This is a genomic window from Leifsonia sp. AG29 (assembly GCF_009765225.1).
Taxonomy (GTDB): Bacteria; Actinomycetota; Actinomycetes; order Actinomycetales; family Microbacteriaceae; genus Leifsonia.
In genome coordinates this window covers 840,830-856,805 of sequence record NZ_VMSF01000001.1, presented here as the reverse complement: position 1 = coordinate 856,805, position 15,976 = coordinate 840,830, and the positions used below count along the sequence as shown (strand labels likewise).

13 protein-coding genes are annotated in these 15,976 nt (G+C 70.5%); 5 read left to right on the top strand and 8 right to left on the bottom strand.

What is annotated here, in order from left to right; translation table 11 throughout:
- The first annotated feature begins 6 nt into the window (after positions 1-6).
- Positions 7-660, top strand: a complete 654-nt coding sequence (locus FPT20_RS04150) for a response regulator (RefSeq protein WP_158862878.1) — start codon at positions 7-9, stop codon at positions 658-660.
- A 28-nt stretch (positions 661-688) separates the two neighbouring features.
- Here FPT20_RS04150 and FPT20_RS04145 read toward each other — a convergent pair whose 3' ends face one another.
- The 4 genes from FPT20_RS04145 to FPT20_RS04130 all read right to left on the bottom strand — a co-directional run bounded on the left by FPT20_RS04145 (position 689) and on the right by FPT20_RS04130 (position 4,749).
- Positions 689-1,969 carry an MFS transporter gene (locus FPT20_RS04145; RefSeq protein ID WP_158862876.1) on the bottom strand — a complete coding sequence of 427 codons (1,281 nt, stop codon included), beginning with the start codon at positions 1,967-1,969 and terminating at the stop codon, positions 689-691.
- 84 nt (positions 1,970-2,053) lie between these two features.
- A complete protein-coding gene (locus FPT20_RS04140; protein ID WP_158862874.1) occupies positions 2,054-2,362 on the bottom strand; it encodes a thiamine-binding protein in 309 nt (102 codons plus the stop codon).
- A 171-nt stretch (positions 2,363-2,533) separates the two neighbouring features.
- On the bottom strand, positions 2,534-3,868 hold the full coding sequence (locus tag FPT20_RS04135; RefSeq protein ID WP_158862872.1) for a glycosyltransferase 87 family protein: 1,335 nt from the start codon (positions 3,866-3,868) through the stop codon (positions 2,534-2,536).
- An 11-nt stretch (positions 3,869-3,879) separates the two neighbouring features.
- Positions 3,880-4,749 (bottom strand): ADP-dependent NAD(P)H-hydrate dehydratase, encoded by an 870-nt coding sequence (locus FPT20_RS04130; protein WP_233265377.1) that lies wholly within the window; start codon positions 4,747-4,749, stop codon positions 3,880-3,882.
- Between the two features lie 72 nt (positions 4,750-4,821).
- Between FPT20_RS04130 and FPT20_RS04125 the strand changes: the two genes are divergently transcribed.
- Positions 4,822-5,442 (top strand): HAD family hydrolase, encoded by a 621-nt coding sequence (locus tag FPT20_RS04125; RefSeq protein WP_158862868.1) that lies wholly within the window; start codon positions 4,822-4,824, stop codon positions 5,440-5,442.
- Positions 5,443-5,446: 4 nt separating this feature from the next.
- The gene (locus FPT20_RS04120; RefSeq protein ID WP_158862866.1) at positions 5,447-6,532 is read left to right on the top strand and encodes an NADH:flavin oxidoreductase/NADH oxidase; all 1,086 of its coding nucleotides are present in this window, start codon (positions 5,447-5,449) and stop codon (positions 6,530-6,532) included.
- A 28-nt stretch (positions 6,533-6,560) separates the two neighbouring features.
- On the opposite strand, the gene FPT20_RS04115 is transcribed toward FPT20_RS04120, so the two are convergent.
- The 4 genes from FPT20_RS04115 to FPT20_RS04100 form a co-directional block, all read right to left on the bottom strand.
- Positions 6,561-6,938, bottom strand: a complete 378-nt coding sequence (locus FPT20_RS04115; RefSeq protein ID WP_158862863.1) for a VOC family protein — start codon at positions 6,936-6,938, stop codon at positions 6,561-6,563.
- A 72-nt stretch (positions 6,939-7,010) separates the two neighbouring features.
- Positions 7,011-8,048, bottom strand: a complete 1,038-nt coding sequence (locus tag FPT20_RS04110; RefSeq protein ID WP_158862861.1) for a hemolysin family protein — start codon at positions 8,046-8,048, stop codon at positions 7,011-7,013.
- The gene (locus tag FPT20_RS04105; protein ID WP_199245958.1) at positions 8,041-9,351 is read right to left on the bottom strand and encodes a hemolysin family protein; all 1,311 of its coding nucleotides are present in this window, start codon (positions 9,349-9,351) and stop codon (positions 8,041-8,043) included. Before FPT20_RS04105 ends, FPT20_RS04110 begins: the two co-directional genes overlap by 8 nt.
- Before the next feature lie 186 nt (positions 9,352-9,537).
- Positions 9,538-10,977 (bottom strand): GuaB1 family IMP dehydrogenase-related protein, encoded by a 1,440-nt coding sequence (locus tag FPT20_RS04100; RefSeq protein ID WP_158862857.1) that lies wholly within the window; start codon positions 10,975-10,977, stop codon positions 9,538-9,540.
- A 136-nt stretch (positions 10,978-11,113) separates the two neighbouring features.
- Here FPT20_RS04100 and FPT20_RS04095 point away from each other — a divergent pair, with 136 nt between their 5' ends.
- Both FPT20_RS04095 and FPT20_RS04090 read left to right on the top strand, forming a co-directional pair.
- Entirely contained in the window at positions 11,114-14,959 is a 3,846-nt protein-coding gene (locus FPT20_RS04095) for a multifunctional oxoglutarate decarboxylase/oxoglutarate dehydrogenase thiamine pyrophosphate-binding subunit/dihydrolipoyllysine-residue succinyltransferase subunit (protein WP_199245662.1), read from the top strand.
- Positions 14,960-15,077: 118 nt separating this feature from the next.
- A complete protein-coding gene (locus FPT20_RS04090; RefSeq protein ID WP_158862855.1) occupies positions 15,078-15,863 on the top strand; it encodes a VOC family protein in 786 nt (261 codons plus the stop codon).
- The last annotated feature ends 113 nt before the right edge of the window (positions 15,864-15,976 follow it).

The following is a 15,976-nucleotide window of genomic DNA, read 5'->3' as shown; positions in this document are numbered from 1 at the left end:
CAGCACGTGAGCGAGGACACTCCCATCCGGATCGCGATCGTCGACGATCACAAGATGCTCCTCGGTGCACTCACCGAATGGATCCGCAAGGCGGCGGACGGGATCGACATGGTCGCCGCCGTCGCCAGCTGGCCCGAACTGCTCACCCACCCCGAGTTCCCGGTCGACGTCGTCCTCCTCGACCTCGACCTGAAGGACAACATCCCGATCTCGCTCAAGCTGTCCACCCTGAAGACCACCGGCGTCGCCACGGTGCTCATGAGCACCTACTCCGACCCCGCGGTGGTGCGCGAGGCCCTCGCCGCCGGCGCCCTCGGCTACCTCGTGAAGAGCGAGGACGCCGAGATGATCGTGGAGGCGATCCGCGCCGCGAACAAGGGCGAGTCGTTCATCTCGGCCGAACTCGACCTGGCGCTCAACGCCGGCGAGGTCGGCGGGGCCCCCAAGCTGAGCGCCCAGGAGCGCCGGGTCATGGCGCTCTACGGCGCGGGCGAGCCGGTCAAGGCCGTGGCCTTCCAGCTCGGCATCTCGGACGAGACCGCGAAGAGCTACCTCAAGCGCATCCGCGAGAAGTACCGCGTCGCGGGTTACGACGTCGGCACCAAGGTGGCGCTGCGCAAGCGCGCCATCCAGGACGGCATCCTGCTGCAGAACGACTGACGGGGGCGGCACGCGCCGCCTCCCGCGATCAGTCGATCGGGACGGGCTCCGGCCGCTGCGCCCGGACGACCCCCGTGTCGACGCCGCGGCGCACACGCGACCGGTCTATGCCGAACGAGAGGAGCGCGAGCGCGATCCCGCCGACCGCGAGCACGGCACCGACCGCGATCGGCGACAGGTACCCGTATCCCGCCGCGATCGCGAGACCGCCGAGGAAGGCGCCCGCCGCGTTCGCGATGTTGAGCGCCGAGTGGTTCAGCGCGGCGGCGATCGACTGGCTGTCGTGGGCCACGTCCATCAGGCGCGTCTGGATCGTGGGTGACAGGGCGGAGCACGCTGCTGCGACGACGAACACGCAGGCGAGCAGGCCCACCACCGTGGAGGCGGTGAAGAACAGCACGATCAGCGACACCAGGAGCACGACGAACCCGGTCAGCATGCTGCGCTTCACGCTGCGATCGGCCATGCGCCCGCCGACGATGTTGCCCACGGTCATGCCCACGCCGATCAGGATGAGCACGAGCGGCACGGACGACTCCGGGAGCCCCGTGACGGTCGTCACCACCGGCGCGATGTAGGTGTAGACGGCGAAGAAGCCGCCGAACCCGATCGCGCCGATGAGGAGCGCCAGCCACACCTGGAGGCGTCCGAATGCGCGCAGCTCGTTCCGGAGCGTCGCCGCGGGGTTCCCCTCCTGCCAGGGGACGAGCAGCGCGACGGCGACGAAGGTCAGCGCGAAGATCGCCGCCACGACGAGATACGCGATCCGCCAGCCGTTGTTCTGGCCGACCCACGTGATGAACGGGACGCCGATCACGTTCGCGATCGTGAGTCCCGACAGCACGAACGCGACGCCCTGCCCGCGCTTGCCCGGCCCCATCAGCGATGCGGCGACGAGGGAGGCGATGCCGAAGTAGGCGCCGTGAGGGAGCGCGCTGACGAAGCGGGCGAGGAGGACGAGCTGGAACGTGGGAGCGAGGGCGGACGCCACCGTTCCGAGTGTGAAGGCCACGAGCAGCCAGAGGAGCAGCTTCTTGCGCGGGAGGCGCGCAGCGAACGCCGCGATCGTCGGAGCGCCGACCACCACGCCGAGGGCGTACGCGGAGATGATCCAGCCGGCCTGCGCGTTCGCGTCGGTCTGTGACGCGGCGTAGAGCTGCGGCAGCAGGTCGTGCGCGATGTTGGGCAGCAGGCCCATGGCGACGAACTCGGTCGAGCCGATGCCGAAGCCGCCCAGGGCGAGCGCGAAGAGCGCAAGACGAGTACGGGCCGACGACAACGACGTCGGCCCGTGGGTAACGGGATTCACCGGATCAGCATATATCGAATCGTTTCGAGTCGACGACGTGAAGGCGCCGGCGACCCGTCGCGGAGTGCCTCGCCGCTGCCGCGCTCACTCCTGCGAGCGCAGAGCCTCCTCGAGCCGCTCCACCTTGCCGGTGAGTTCGCCGGTGTACCCGGGGCGGATGTCGGCCTTCAGCACCAGGGAGACCCGCGTGCCGTACCGCCCCACCGCCTCCGTGGCTCGGCGGATGACGTCGAAGACCTCGTCCCACTCCCCCTCGATCTCTGTGAACATCGAGTTGGTCCGGTTCGGCAGTCCGCTCTCGCGGACGATCTTCACCGCGGCGGCCACAGCGTCGTGCACCGACGCGTCCGCCCCTTCACCGCCGCTCGGCGCGACCGAGAATGCCACCAGCATGTCGCCTCCTGACTCCGTGCCTCCCAGTCTAGGCGCGCCTCCCGGCCGCGTCCCCACCGCGTCGCCGCGCCGCCCCGCGCCGCGCCGCCCCGCCATCGAGGTGCTCGCAGTTGCGGCCCCGCCACGGCGTGTCACGACATCTACGAGCACCTCGACGAGCGCGGGGCTCTGCTACGCGCGCCCGACCGGCTCGGGATGCGCTCCGGGCGCGGCCCGGAACGGCCACGCGTGCGCCGGGAGGAGGTCGCCGGCGGCCTCGTCGCGGTGCCGCTTCCGCCAGAGCGCGGCGATCGCCCACCCGAGGATCACGAAGTACATGAGGTTCCGCACGGTGAGCACCGCCACCATGCCCGGGTCGGGCACGAGCAGGAAGTCGTAGAGGAACGGGTAGAAGGCCTGTGTGAGGGCGGCGGTCACCCCGACGAGGATGGCCGGCGTGAGGAATCCGCGGCCCTGGTAGACGAGTCCGATGACGACGGGCGCGGCGAACCACACGACGTACTGGGGCGAGCCGACCTTGTTGAACGCGATGACGGCCGTGACGAGGGCCAGGGAGAGTTCGGGCAGGATCCGCGTGTACGGGGTCCCGCGCCGGAGGGAGCGGATGCCGATGAGCATCACGACGACGGCGGTCAGGGCGAGCAGCGGGTTCATGAGAGAACCGGCGACGGTCGTCCCGTGCCCGCTCACCTGGAACGTGAGCAGGTGCCGGTCGTAGTACACCACCGAGCCCGGCACGTGGAACGCGGCCTGCCACATCCAGAAGGTGCTCACCGGCGCCTCGATCTGGAGGCCGCGGTCGGTCTGCATCCCGATGAAGCTGAGGAGGTGCGTGCCGGCTCCGAAGATCAGGGGCACCGCGGCGATGATCGCGGACGTGACGGCGGCGACCAGCACGATGTGCCAGCGGCTGCGGAGCGCGACCACGGCGGCGATGAGGATGGCGGCCGGCCAGACCTTGATCCACGTAGCCGCGGTCAGCACCACGACCGCGGCTCGTTCGTGGAGCGTCAGCCACAGCAGGCCGACGACCGCGAGGGCCATCGAGATCGAGTCGAGGCGTCCGACCGCGATCGGGCCGAGCAGGAGCAGGAAGCCCAGCCACCACCAGGCGGCGACGATCCGGCGCGGCTCGCGGCCCACGATCAGCACGGCGAACGCCGCCGCATCGAGGAGGAGCACCATGGTGAGCCAGCCGCCGACGTAGGCCTCCGGGCCGAACAGGAGGGGCAGCATCACGGGGACGAGCGCGCCGAACGGGTAGACCCAGTCCGACGTGACGCCGACGATCTGCGTTCCCTGCGCGGCGAGCTGCGCCCACGGCTTGTACACGAGGAAGACGTCGCCGAGGCCCTTGCCGCCCTCGAGGGCGAGGCCGCCGACGATCAGGTGCACGAGCAGGAAGGCGATCCACAGCGAGAAGGGACTGCGGAGGACGCGACGGACGACGCCGGGCTCGAGGAGCGGGGTCGCCGGTGCGGGTGCCGGCGCCGAGTCGATCCCCATGAGGCCACATCCTAGGGGATGGGGTCGTCACCACCCTGAACGAGGTCGCGCACCACGTCGGGGAGGCACCCGGCGATGTCGAGTGCGACGATGGGGCCGCCCCGGGAGGCGCGTTCCCCCGCGCGGCCGTGCACCCACGCGGCCGTCGCGGCGAGCGCCGCGAGGGCGTCGTGGCCGTCCTCGTCCACCTCGCGGGCGTGCGTCGCGACGAGCGCTCCGAGCACCCCGCCCAGGACGTCTCCGCTCCCCGCCGTCGCGAGCCAGGACGGCCCCGCGGTCACCGACAGACGCGGTCCGTCGGGCGCCGCGACGTACGTCGTGTGCCCTTTGAGCAGGACCGTGACGCCGAGCGACTCCGCGGCCCGCGCCGCCCATGCACCCGGGTCGGCCGCGATGTCGTCGGCGGTCACCGCATCCGAGTCGTCGTCGGCCGCCGCCGCCAGCACAGCGGCGAGCTCGCGGTAGTGCGGCGTGATCACGACGGGTCCGGAGGCGCGCGTCGCCAGGTCGAGCGCTCCGGCGTCGACCACGACGGGCGTCCCGTCGCGGACGGCCGTGCGCAACCGGTGGGCGTCGTCCTGAGGCCGCGAGGAGGCGTCCATCCCCGAGCCGATGAGCCACGCCTGGACCCTGCCGGGTGCGGTCACGACCTCCGGCCTGCGCTGGAGCACGTGTTCGGACGGACGCGGGGCGCCGAGATAGCGGATCATGCCGACCCCGGTTCGCGAGGCCGCCTCGACGCCGAGCACGGCCGCGCCCGGATAGAGCTCGGAGCCGGTCACGATGCCGAGCACGCCCCGGGTGTATTTGTCGCTCGACTCCTGCGGGACGGCGATCCACTCCCGCGCCTCGTCCCGGCCCCACTTGCGCCACTGCGTCACCGCGGGCCTCCCTCCTCGTCGCGTGCCTCGTCCGGCCGCGAAGGGCCGCATGCCTCACGATAGGTTGGAAACATGGGTATCAGAATCCCCGGCAAAGTGATCGTCTTCGATTACGGCGAGGTGATCTCGGTGACCCCGACCGAGGAGGACCGCGCGGCGCTGACGGCCCTCGCGGGAGGCGACGCCGAGGTGTTCTGGCCCGCATACTGGCGGCATCGCGACGCGCTCGACCAGGGCACGCTCAGCATCCAGGCCTATTGGCGCGGCATCGAGAAGGAGCTGGGCGAGACCTGGGGCGACGCCACCATCCACCGGCTCTGGCTGGCCGACTTCCGCAGCTGGCTCAGCATCGACCACGAGACGCTCGAGGTCCTGATCGACCTCAAGGAGGGCGGCACCCGGATGGCGCTCCTCTCCAACGCCGGGCGCGACTTCGGGTCGTACTTCCGCCACGGCACACTCGGCGACCTGTTCGAGAAGGTCTTCGTCAGCGGCGAGCTCGGCACGATCAAGCCGAGCCCCGAGATCTTCGAGCACGTCATGGCCGCGCTCGGCGTGACGCCCGCCGAGACGGTGTTCATCGACAACAAGGAGGTGAACGTCCGCGGAGCCGAGGCGCTCGGCATCGCCGGCCACGTCTTCACCGCGGCGGCCGACCTGCGGGCATATCTGGAGTCGCTCGCGGTTGGATAGAGGTATGCCCTCCCTCTTCGACCCTCTGACCCTGCGCGGAGTGACCGCGCGCAACCGCATCTGGACCTCGCCGATGTGCATGTACTCGGTGATCGACGAGTCCGGTGTCCCGCAGACCTGGCAGCTCGTCCACCTGGGCGCCCTCGCCTCCGGCGGGAGCGGCATCGTCTTCACCGAGGCCACCGCGGTGAGCCCGGAGGGGCGCATCTCTCCGCGCGATACCGGCATCTGGACGGACGAGCAGCGCGACGCGTGGCGGCCGATCGCCGACTTCATCGCGTCGCAGGGCGCTGTGCCGGCCATCCAGCTCGCGCACGCCGGGCGCAAGGCCTCCACGTGGCCGGCCTGGGGCTTCGAGGACCGGAGCGGGACCGTCCCGGAGAGCGAGGGAGGCTGGCGCCCGGTCGCCCCGTCCGCCGTCGCCTTCGAAGGGTACGCGGTCCCCGACGAGCTCGACGCGGCCGGCATCGACAAGGTCGTCGACGACTTCCGGGCGGCCACCGTCCGCTCGGTCGATGCCGGGTTCCGGGTGCTCGAGATCCACGCGGCGCACGGCTACCTGCTGCACCAGTTCCTCTCCCCGCTCGCGAACCACCGCACCGACGAGTACGGCGGATCGCTCGAGAACCGCGCCCGCCTCCTCCTCCGCGTCGTCGCCGCCGTCCGCGAGGCGGCGGGCGGCGACGTCCCCCTGTTCGTCCGCTTCTCCGGGAGCGACTGGGCCGAGGGCGGCTGGGACGAGCAGCAGACCGCGACGGTCGCCGCCTGGGCCCAGGAGGCCGGAGCCGACTTCTTCGATATCTCGAGCGGCGGGATCCAGGCGGGCATCCGCATCCCCGTCGGGCCGGGATACCAGGTTCCGTTCGCGCACCACGTGCGGAGCTCCGCCGAGGTCGATGTGAGCGCGGTCGGGCTCATCACGACGCCCCGGCAGGCGGCCGAGATCGTCGAGAGCGGCCAGGCCGACGCCGTGATGCTCGCGCGCGAGCTCCTGCGCGACCCGCACTTCCCCCTGCGGGCGGCGCACGAACTCGGCGTCCAGCTCGACTACTGGCCGCCGCAGTACCTGCGGGCTCGCTGGCGCGACTGACCCCGATCCGCCGGCTCACGCCGGTCGTTCACGCCTCCTGGGTCAGGCAGAGGTAGTTGCCCTCGCTGTCCTGGAACCACGCCGACTTGCCCATCTCGTCGGTGGCGATCCCGTTCTCCGTCTTGAGGCCGGGGAAGTCGTAGTCCGCGAACTCGACTCCCCGGTCTCTCAGATGGGCCATCGTGGCCTCGATGTCGTCGACGAGCCAGCACATCGAGGTGTTCTTCGCGGTGCCGGCGTTCGCCGTCTCGTAGAGGTAGATCTTGCCGGCGGCCCCGGTGCCGTACAGCACACCGCCCTCGGTCGTCCGCTCCGGTTCGAGCTCCAGCTTGTCGCGGTACCACGCTGTGGCCCGCTGCAGGTCGGAGGCAGGAAGGACGGAGTACGTGACACACGACTCCAACATGGTGATCCTCCTATCATCCGGGCGGGATGCTACGCGCCGACGGCGCCGACGGGACCCGGTGGAATCACCGGTCTAGGAGCGCCGGGTGGCGTCCTGCACCTCGCCGACGAGCTCCTCGATGATGTCCTCGAGGAAGAGCACCCCGGAGGTCGCCCCCTCCGCGTCGACGACCCGCGCCAGATGGCTGCCGGACCGGCGCATGGTGGCGAGCGCATCCTCCAGATCGCTCTCGCTGAAGACGGTCACGAGCTTCCTGATCCGCTTGACGGGGACGGGCAGCTCGAACCCGGTCTCCTCCAGGTCGAGCACGTCCTTGAGGTGCAGGTACCCGGTCGGCTCACCGTCGGCGTCGGGGACGACGTAGCGCGAGAACCCGTGCTTGGCCACCGCCTTCTCGACGTCGGCCGGCGTCGGCGAAGTCGGGAGCGTCACGAGCGCGTCGAGTCCGGCGGCGACGTCCTTCACCTTCTTCTCCGTGAACTCGAACGCGGCGGTGAGGGCCCCGGTGCTGTCGGTGAGCACTCCCTCCCGGGTGGACTGGTTCACGATCGTGGCGACCTCGTCCAGGGTGAAGGTGCTCGCCGCCTCGGCCTTCGGCTGCACCCCGAACAGTCGCACGACCCCGTTGGAGGTCGCGTTCAGCGCCACGATGACCGGCCGCACCGCCCGGCCGATCCCGACGAGCGGCGGCGCGAGCAGCAGCGCCGCCCGGTCGGGCACCGAGAACGAGATGTTCTTCGGCACCATCTCGCCGAACACGACGTGGAGGAACGACACGAGCACGAGGGTGACGATGAACGCGATGGCGCCCGTCGCCTCGTCCGGCCAGCCGGTGAGGTGGAGGGGCCCCTCCAGCAGATGGTGGATCGCCGGCTCCGACACGTTCAGGATCAGCAGCGAGCAGACCGTGATGCCGAGCTGGGTCGTTGCCAGCATGAGGGTGGCGTGCTCCATCGCGTACAGCGCGGTGCGGGCGCTCCGCTTGCCGCGCTCCGCGAGCGGCTCGATCTGCGACCGGCGCGCCGAGATGACGGCGAACTCGGCGCCGACGAAGAAGGCGTTGACGACCAGGAGGACGACGAGCCAGAAGATCCCGAGCCAGTCACCCACGGGCGGCCTCCTCGTCCGTCGTGGCCACCGGATCGGGCGTGTAGCGGATCCGGTCGACCCGGCGTCCCTCGAGACGTTCGACGCGCAGCGTGCCGCCCTCGATCAGGACCTCATCGCCCACCTTCGGCAGCCGGCCGAGCTCGTTCATGACGAAGCCGGCGACCGTCTCATACGGACCCTCCTCCGGCACGCTGACCCCGGCGCGCTCCTCGAGCTCGTCGGGGCGCAGGATGCCGGGGAACGTGATGGAGTCCCGGCCGCGGACGACGCCGGCGCGCGTTCGGTCGTGCTCGTCCGCCACCTCGCCGACGATCTCCTCCACGAGATCCTCAAGCGTGGCTATCCCGGAGGTGCCGCCGTACTCGTCGACGACGATGGCGAGCTGGTACCCGCGGGCGCGCAACTCGCCCAGCAGCGTATCGAGGCCCATGGTCTCGGGAACGCGCAGCGGCTCCGTCATGAGCGCGGAGGCCGGGACCTTGGCCCGGCGCTGGCGCGGCACCGCGACGGCCTGCTTGACGTGCACCACGCCCAGCACGTCGTCGATGTCGTCGCCGACGACCGGGAACCGTGAGAGGCCGGTCCGGCGGGCGAGCTCGATGACGGCGTCCGCCGGCTCGCCGCGCTGCACCTCCTCGATCCGCGGGCGCGGGGTCATGACGTCCGAGGCGTTCCGCGACGAGAACGCGAGGGTGCGGCTGAGCAGCGTGGCGGTGTCCGCCTCGAGCACGCCCGCGCTCGCGGAGCGGCGCACGAGCGAGGAGAGCTCATCGGCCGTGCGGGCGCCGGACAGCTCCTCCTTCGGCTCGATGCCGAGGAGGCGCAGGAAGCCGTTCGCCGTCCCGTTGAGGAGTGCCACGAACGGGCGGAACACCGTCGTGAAGACCGTCTGGAACGGGATGACGAGCTTCGCGGTCGCCACCGGAAGCGCGAGAGCGAAGTTCTTGGGGACGAGCTCTCCGAGGATCATCGACAGGAGCGTGGCCACCGCGATCGCGACCACCGACGCGATCGGCGTGACGGCCATGGCGGGGACCCCCGTAGCGGTGAGCGGCACACTGAGGAGGGAGCTGATCGCGGGCTCCATCGTGTAACCCGTGAGCAGCGTCGTCAGAGTGATGCCGAGCTGCGCGCTCGAGAGGTGCGTCGAGGTGATCTTGAGCGCCGCGATCGTCATGGACAGGCGCGACTCGCCCCGCTCCCGGCGCGCCTCGAGGTCCGCCCGGTCGAGGTTGACGAGCGCGAACTCGCTGGCCACGAAGAGGCCGGTGCCGACGGTCAGCAGGAGGCCGACCCCGAGCATCCCCCACTCATACAGCACGGAGACCACCTCGCTCGCACGCGAGCGGGCTCGGTCGATGGAATGGGCTACAAGAAGGAGGGTCGTCCATTTCCCGGTCAGTATAGCGACGGACCATGAGAGTTCCTCGGCCGAAGCCACGGCCGATTCCCAGGGTGAAGGCGCGAACGGCTCCTGAGCGGGAGGCGCCTACCAGCTGACGGGGAGCGCCTTGCCCTCCTCGTAGCCCGCCGCCGACTGGATGCCGACGAGCGCCCGGTCGTGGAACTCGGCGAGCGTGCGCGCTCCGGCGTACGTGAACGAGCTGCGCACGCCGGTCGTGATCATGTCGAGCAGGTCCTCCACGGAGGGCCGCAGCGGATCGAGGTAGATGCGCGAGCTCGAGATTCCCTCCGCGAAGAGCTCCTTGCGGGCGAGCTCGTACGGGTCGAGCCGCTCGAAGCGCCCCTTGACCGCCTTGGTCGACGCCATGCCCCAGCTCTCCTTGTAGAGGGCGCCGGACTCGTCGCGGACGAGCTGGCCCGGCGCCTCGACGGTGCCGGCGAACCACGAGCCGATCATGACCGACGCGCCGCCGGCGGCGAGCGCCAGGGCGACGTCGCGCGGGTAGCGCACGCCGCCGTCGGCCCACACGTGCGCACCGAGCTCGCGCGCGGTGGCGCTGGTCTCGAGCACGGCCGAGAACTGGGGCCGGCCGACGGCCGTCATCATGCGCGTCGTGCACATCGCACCCGGGCCGACGCCGACCTTGAGGATGTCGGCGCCCGCTGCGACCAGATCGCGCACCGCCTGCTCGGTGACCACGTTGCCCGCGACGATCGGGAGGCCGAGTTTCAGCGCCTTGATCGTGCGCAGCGCACGGATCATCCCCTCCTGGTCGCCGTGCGCGGTGTCGACGACGAGCACGTCGACACCGGCGGCCGCGAGAGCCTTCGCCTTGCCCGCGACGTCGCCGTTGATGCCCACCGCCGCGGCGACGCGCAGGCGCCCGTGGGCGTCGAGCGCGGGCTGGTAGATCGTCGAGCGCAGGGCGCTCCGCTTGCTCAGGGTCCCGATCACCCGGCCGTGGAGGAGCACTGGCGCGAAGGCGATCCCGGCGGCGTCCATGACCTGGAACGCGGCCCGTCCGTCGGTCAGGTCCTCGGCGTCCAGCCCGGTCAGGGCCCCGTGGAGCAGATCGCCCACGCGCGCGTCCGGGAGGGCGGAGCCGAGCTGGACCGCGGCGAGGCAGCCGAGGTAGCGCCCGTCGGTGTCGTTCACCACGATCCCGTGGCCCTCGACCGGAGGGACGCGCCGCAGCACGTCCGCGACCGATTCCTCGGGCGACGCCTCGTACGGGGTGTCGAACGCGACCGGCTGCGCCTTCACCCAGCGGATGGCCTCGTCGAGATCCTGCAGCCGCATGTCCTGCGGCAGCACGCCCAGGCCACCGCGCCGGGCCAGGGTCGCGGCGAGGCGCTTGCCGGTCACCGAGTTCATGTTCGCCGAGACGATCGGGAGGGTCGCCCCGGTGCCGTCGCCCGGTGCGAGCGACACGTCGAGCCGGCTCGTCACATCGGATCGCGACGGGACGAGGAAGACGTCGGAATAGGTGAGGTCGTGCCGCGGGGTCGTCCCATAGAACTGCATGGGAATAACGCTATCCTCACGAGCCGACCCGCCGCACCGGCCGCCCGATGGGATTAGGCTTGAATCTCGGATGGAAGCGGGTGGTGCTGAACGCTGCCCGATCGGACGAATCAACGGAGAGAGTGGGCGATCGGCTGTGTCGAGCCAATTGACCGGTGTAGGAACAGACGAAGGCGCGTCGGGAGAATTCGGAGCCAACGAGTGGCTCGTCGACGAGCTGTACGAGCAGTTCGTCCGCGATCGCAACTCGGTGGACAAGTCCTGGTGGCCGATCCTCGAGAACTACCACCCGGCCACCGGCGCGGCGCCTGCTCCCGCCGCGGGTGACGCCTCCGCCCCCTCGCCGAGCGAGACCCCGGCTCCGACGCCCGCCGAGCCGAACCCGGCCTCCCCCTCCGAGCCCTCCGTGCCGCAGCCGGTCGAGCCGAACCCGGCGAGCCCCTCGGAGCCGACGACGCCCGCCGCCTCCGAGCCGAAGCCCGTGACGACGCCGATCCCCGTCATCGGTGCGCAGCCCGTCGCCCGCACGACGTCGGTGGCGCCGAAGCCGCAGCCTGTCCCCGCCGACGCCCCCGTCACCGCGCCCAACGCGACCGTCGAGCCGGCCGAGGAGGACAAGGTCACGCCGCTGCGCGGCATGTCGAAGACCCTCGCGACGAACATGGACGCGTCGCTCACCGTGCCGACGGCCACGAGCGTCCGGACCATCCCGGCCAAGCTGATGATCGACAACCGCATCGTCATCAACAACCACCTCAAGCGCGCCCGCGGTGGCAAGGTGTCGTTCACGCACCTCATCGGGTGGGCGCTCATCCAGGCGCTCAAGGAGTTCCCGAGCCAGAACGTCTACTACGACGAGGTCGACGGCAAGCCGTCGGTCGTGGCCCCGGCGCACATCAACCTCGGCATCGCGATCGACCTGCCGAAGCCGGACGGCACGCGGGCCCTCCTCGTCCCGAGCATCAAGCGCGCCGACACCATGCGCTTCGGCGAGTACCTCGCCGCCTACGAGGACCTGGTCTCGAAGGCCCGCGGCAACAAGCTCACCGCGGCCGACTTCGCCGGGACGACGATCTCGCTCACCAACCCCGGAGGCATCGGCACCGTCCACTCGGTCCCCCGCCTCATGAAGGGGCAGGGCTGCATCATCGGCGCCGGCGCTCTCGAATACCCGGCCGAGTTCCAGGGCTCCAGCGACAAGACCCTCGCCGGTCTCGCCATCGGCAAGACCATCACGCTGACGAGCACCTACGACCACCGGGTCATCCAGGGAGCCGGCTCCGGCGAGTTCCTCAAGATCGTACACGAGCTGCTCATCGGCAAGCACAACTTCTACGAGGACATCTTCGCGGAGCTGCGCATCCCGTACATGCCGATCCACTGGAACCCGGATATCAGCGTCGACCTGGCGAGCGCCGTCGACAAGACCGCCCGCGTCCAGGAGCTGATCAACTCGTACCGGGTCCGCGGCCACTTGATGGCCGACATCGACCCGCTCGAGTACAAGCAGCGCTCGCACCCCGACCTCGAGATCGAGAACCACGGGCTCACCTTCTGGGACCTCGACCGCGAGTTCGTCACGGGCCAGTTCGGCGGCGACCGCCGCAAGATGAAGCTGCGCGACATCCTCGGGGTGCTCCGCGACTCCTACTGCCGCACCGTCGGCGTGGAGTACATGCACATCCAGGACCCGGCCCAGCGCAAGTGGGTCCAGGACAAGCTCGAGCGGCCCTACGAGAAGCCGACCCACGACGAGCAGCTCCGCATCCTCGGCAAGCTCAACGAGGCGGAGGCGTTCGAGACCTTCCTGCAGACCAAGTACGTCGGTCAGAAGCGGTTCAGCCTCGAGGGCGGCGAGTCGACCATCGCGCTGCTCGACACGATCCTCCAGGGCGCCGCCGGCGCGGGGCTCGACGAGGTCGCGATCGGCATGGCCCACCGCGGGCGGCTCAACGTCCTGACCAACATCGCCGGCAAGACGTACGGGCAGATCTTCCGCGAGTTCGAGGGCACCCAGGACCCGCGGACTGTCCAGGGCTCCGGCGACGTCAAGTACCACCTGGGCACCGAGGGCACCTTCAAGGGCCGCAATGGCGAGGAGATCCCCGTGTACCTCGCGGCGAACCCCTCACACCTCGAGGCGGTCGACGGCGTGCTCGAGGGCATCGTCCGCGCCAAGCAGGACCGCCGGCCCGCCGGCACGTTCCTCACGCTGCCTATCCTCGTCCACGGCGATGCGGCCATGGCCGGCCAGGGCATCGTCGTCGAGACGATGCAGATGTCCCAGCTCCGCGCCTACCGGACGGGCGGAACCATCCACGTCAACATCAACAACCAGGTCGGCTTCACCACCCCTCCGGGCGAGGGCCGCAGCTCGGTCTACTCCACCGACGTGGCGAAGACGATCCAGGCGCCGATCTTCCACGTGAACGGCGACGACCCCGAGGCCGTCGTCCGGGTGGCCGAGCTCGCCTTCGAGTACCGCCAGGAATTCAAGCGCGACGTCGTCATCGACCTCATCTGCTACCGCCGCCGCGGTCACAACGAGGGCGACGACCCGTCGATGACGCAGCCGCTCATGTACAACCTCATCGAGGCGAAGCGCTCTGTGCGCCGCCTGTACACCGAGGCCCTCGTCGGCCGCGGCGACATCACCGAGGAGGAGTACGAGCAGGCGCACCGCGACTTCCAGGACCGCCTCGAGCGCGCCTTCATGGAGACGCACGCGGCGCAGACCAACTCCACGCCGATCATCACGGCGGGCGCCACGTCCGGCGACCTCGAGCAGCCGTCGGCGCAGCAGGAGGACGAGAGCGTCGGAGAGCCGGAGTCGACGGCGGTGAGCGAGCAGGTCATCAACATGATCGGCGACGCCTTCAACAACCCGCCGGCCGGGTTCACCGTCCACCCGAAGCTGCAGCAGCTGCTCAACAAGCGCGGCGAGATGAGCCGCAACGGCGGCATCGACTGGGGCTTCGGCGAGCTCCTCGCCCTCGGCACCGTCCTCCTCGAGGGCACACCGGTCCGGCTCGCCGGGCAGGACGCCCGCCGCGGCACGTTCGTCCAGCGCCACGCCGTGCTGCACGACCGCGTAAACGGGCAGGAGTGGCTGCCGCTCGCGAACCTGAGCGACAACCAGGCCAAGTTCTGGATCTACGATTCGCTGCTCAGCGAGTACGCGGCGATGGGCTTCGAGTACGGGTACTCCGTCGAGCGCCCCGACGCCCTGGTGCTCTGGGAGGCGCAGTTCGGCGACTTCGCGAACGGCGCGCAGATCATCATCGACGAGTTCATCTCCTCGGCGGAGCAGAAGTGGGGCCAGCGCTCCTCGCTCGTCCTGCTCCTCCCCCACGGCTACGAGGGCCAGGGGCCGGACCACTCGAGCGCCCGCATCGAGCGGTACCTCCAGCTCTGCGCCGAGAACAACATGACGGTCGCCCGTCCGTCGACGCCCGCGTCGTACTTCCACCTGCTGCGCCGCCAGGCGTACGCCCGGCCGCGCCGCCCGCTCGTCGTCTTCACACCGAAGGCCATGCTGCGGCTGCGCGGGGCCTCGAGCGATGTGGCCGACTTCACCACGGGGCGCTTCGAGCCGGTCATCGACGACAAGCGAATCACCGACAAGTCGTCCGTCAAGCGCGTGCTGCTCATGGCGGGCAAGCTCTACTACGACCTGCTCAACGAGCTCGAGAAGAACCCGAACCCCGAGATCGCCCTGGTCCGGGTGGAGCAGTTCTACCCGCTTCCCGCGACGGAGCTCAAGGCCGTCGTCGACTCGTACCCGAACGCCGAGCTCGTCTGGGTGCAGGACGAGCCCGAGAACCAGGGGGCGTGGCCGTTCATGATCCTGGAGACCTCGAAGCTCGGACCGCGCCCGCTCGGCGTCGTCTCGCGCCCGCCGTCGGCGTCGCCCGCCGCCGGGTCGGCCAAGCGCCACGCGAAGGAGCAGTCGATCCTCATCGAGCGCGCGCTCACCCTCTGAGCGACCCGCACGACGAAGGCCCCGGTCCGCGCGACCGGGGCCTTCGTCGTTGCTGTCCTCCACCCGGACTTGTCTGCGTCCCTCGCGGGCGACCAACCCAGCGGCTAGGTTGGGCGACATGACCGTCGTCACCAAACACCGGCTGGGTGAGCCCTGCTGGGTCGATTACGCCGCCTCCGATGTGCCCGCCGCAACGGAGTTCTACTCCTCGCTCTTCGGCTGGAAGGCCGAGTCGGCCGGTGAGGAGTACGGCGGCTACGTGAGTTTCACCAAGGACGGCCGCCTCGTGGCCGGTCTCGGGCCCGTCATGGGCGAAGGCGGCCCGGCGAACCTGTGGTCGACCTACCTCCTCGTCGAGGACGCCGCGGCGACGGAGGCGTCAGCGCAGGAGGCGGGTGCGACCGTCCTCGCCCCGACGATGCAGGTGGGCGATCGCGGCCGACTGGCCGTCCTGGCGGATCCGGGCGGCGCCGCGGTCGGATTGTGGGAGCCGGAGGAGCACCGCGGCTTCGAGCTCGTCGACGAACCGGGAGGCCTCGGCTGGCACGAGCTCTACGCCCGGGACTACCAGGCCCAGGTCGAGTTCTACACCCGCGTCTTCGGCTGGAAGATGCGCGTGCTCGGAGACACGGCCGACTTCCGCTACTCGACCTTCGGCGACGAGGCCGCGCCGGCCGGCGGCGTCTTCGACGCGGACGGGATGCTGCCCGAGGGCGTCCCCTCGCACTGGGTCGTCTACTTCACCGTGGCCGACACGGCCACCGCGTCGGCGCGGGTCGTCGAACTGGGAGGCACGGTGCTCCGCGACCCGTGGGACAGCGAGTTCGGCCGGTTCGCTCAGGTGACGGACCCGTTCGGCGGCCTCTTCTTCCTGCACGAGGCGGGATCGGGCAGCGCGGCCTGACGTGCGAGGCACCGCGCCCGTGGTGCGCATTCAGCACGAATCACCCCTCGCCGCCCTCCGGAGGGCACATTCAGCACGAATGAGGGGCCCGACCCAGCCCAACGGCTCCCGCA

Coding starts and splice junctions, on each gene's coding strand:
- FPT20_RS04125 (WP_158862868.1), top strand. CDS start 4,822: ATGGGTATCAGAATCCCCGGCAAAGTGATCGTCTTCGATTACGGCGAG.
- FPT20_RS04105 (WP_199245958.1), bottom strand. CDS start 9,351: ATGCTCGGGGTCGGCCTCCTGCTGACCGTCGGCACCGGCCTCTTCGTG.
- FPT20_RS04115 (WP_158862863.1), bottom strand. CDS start 6,938: ATGTTGGAGTCGTGTGTCACGTACTCCGTCCTTCCTGCCTCCGACCTG.
- FPT20_RS04100 (WP_158862857.1), bottom strand. CDS start 10,977: ATGCAGTTCTATGGGACGACCCCGCGGCACGACCTCACCTATTCCGAC.
- FPT20_RS04090 (WP_158862855.1), top strand. CDS start 15,078: ATGACCGTCGTCACCAAACACCGGCTGGGTGAGCCCTGCTGGGTCGAT.
- FPT20_RS04120 (WP_158862866.1), top strand. CDS start 5,447: ATGCCCTCCCTCTTCGACCCTCTGACCCTGCGCGGAGTGACCGCGCGC.
- FPT20_RS04135 (WP_158862872.1), bottom strand. CDS start 3,868: ATGGGGATCGACTCGGCGCCGGCACCCGCACCGGCGACCCCGCTCCTC.
- FPT20_RS04140 (WP_158862874.1), bottom strand. CDS start 2,362: ATGCTGGTGGCATTCTCGGTCGCGCCGAGCGGCGGTGAAGGGGCGGAC.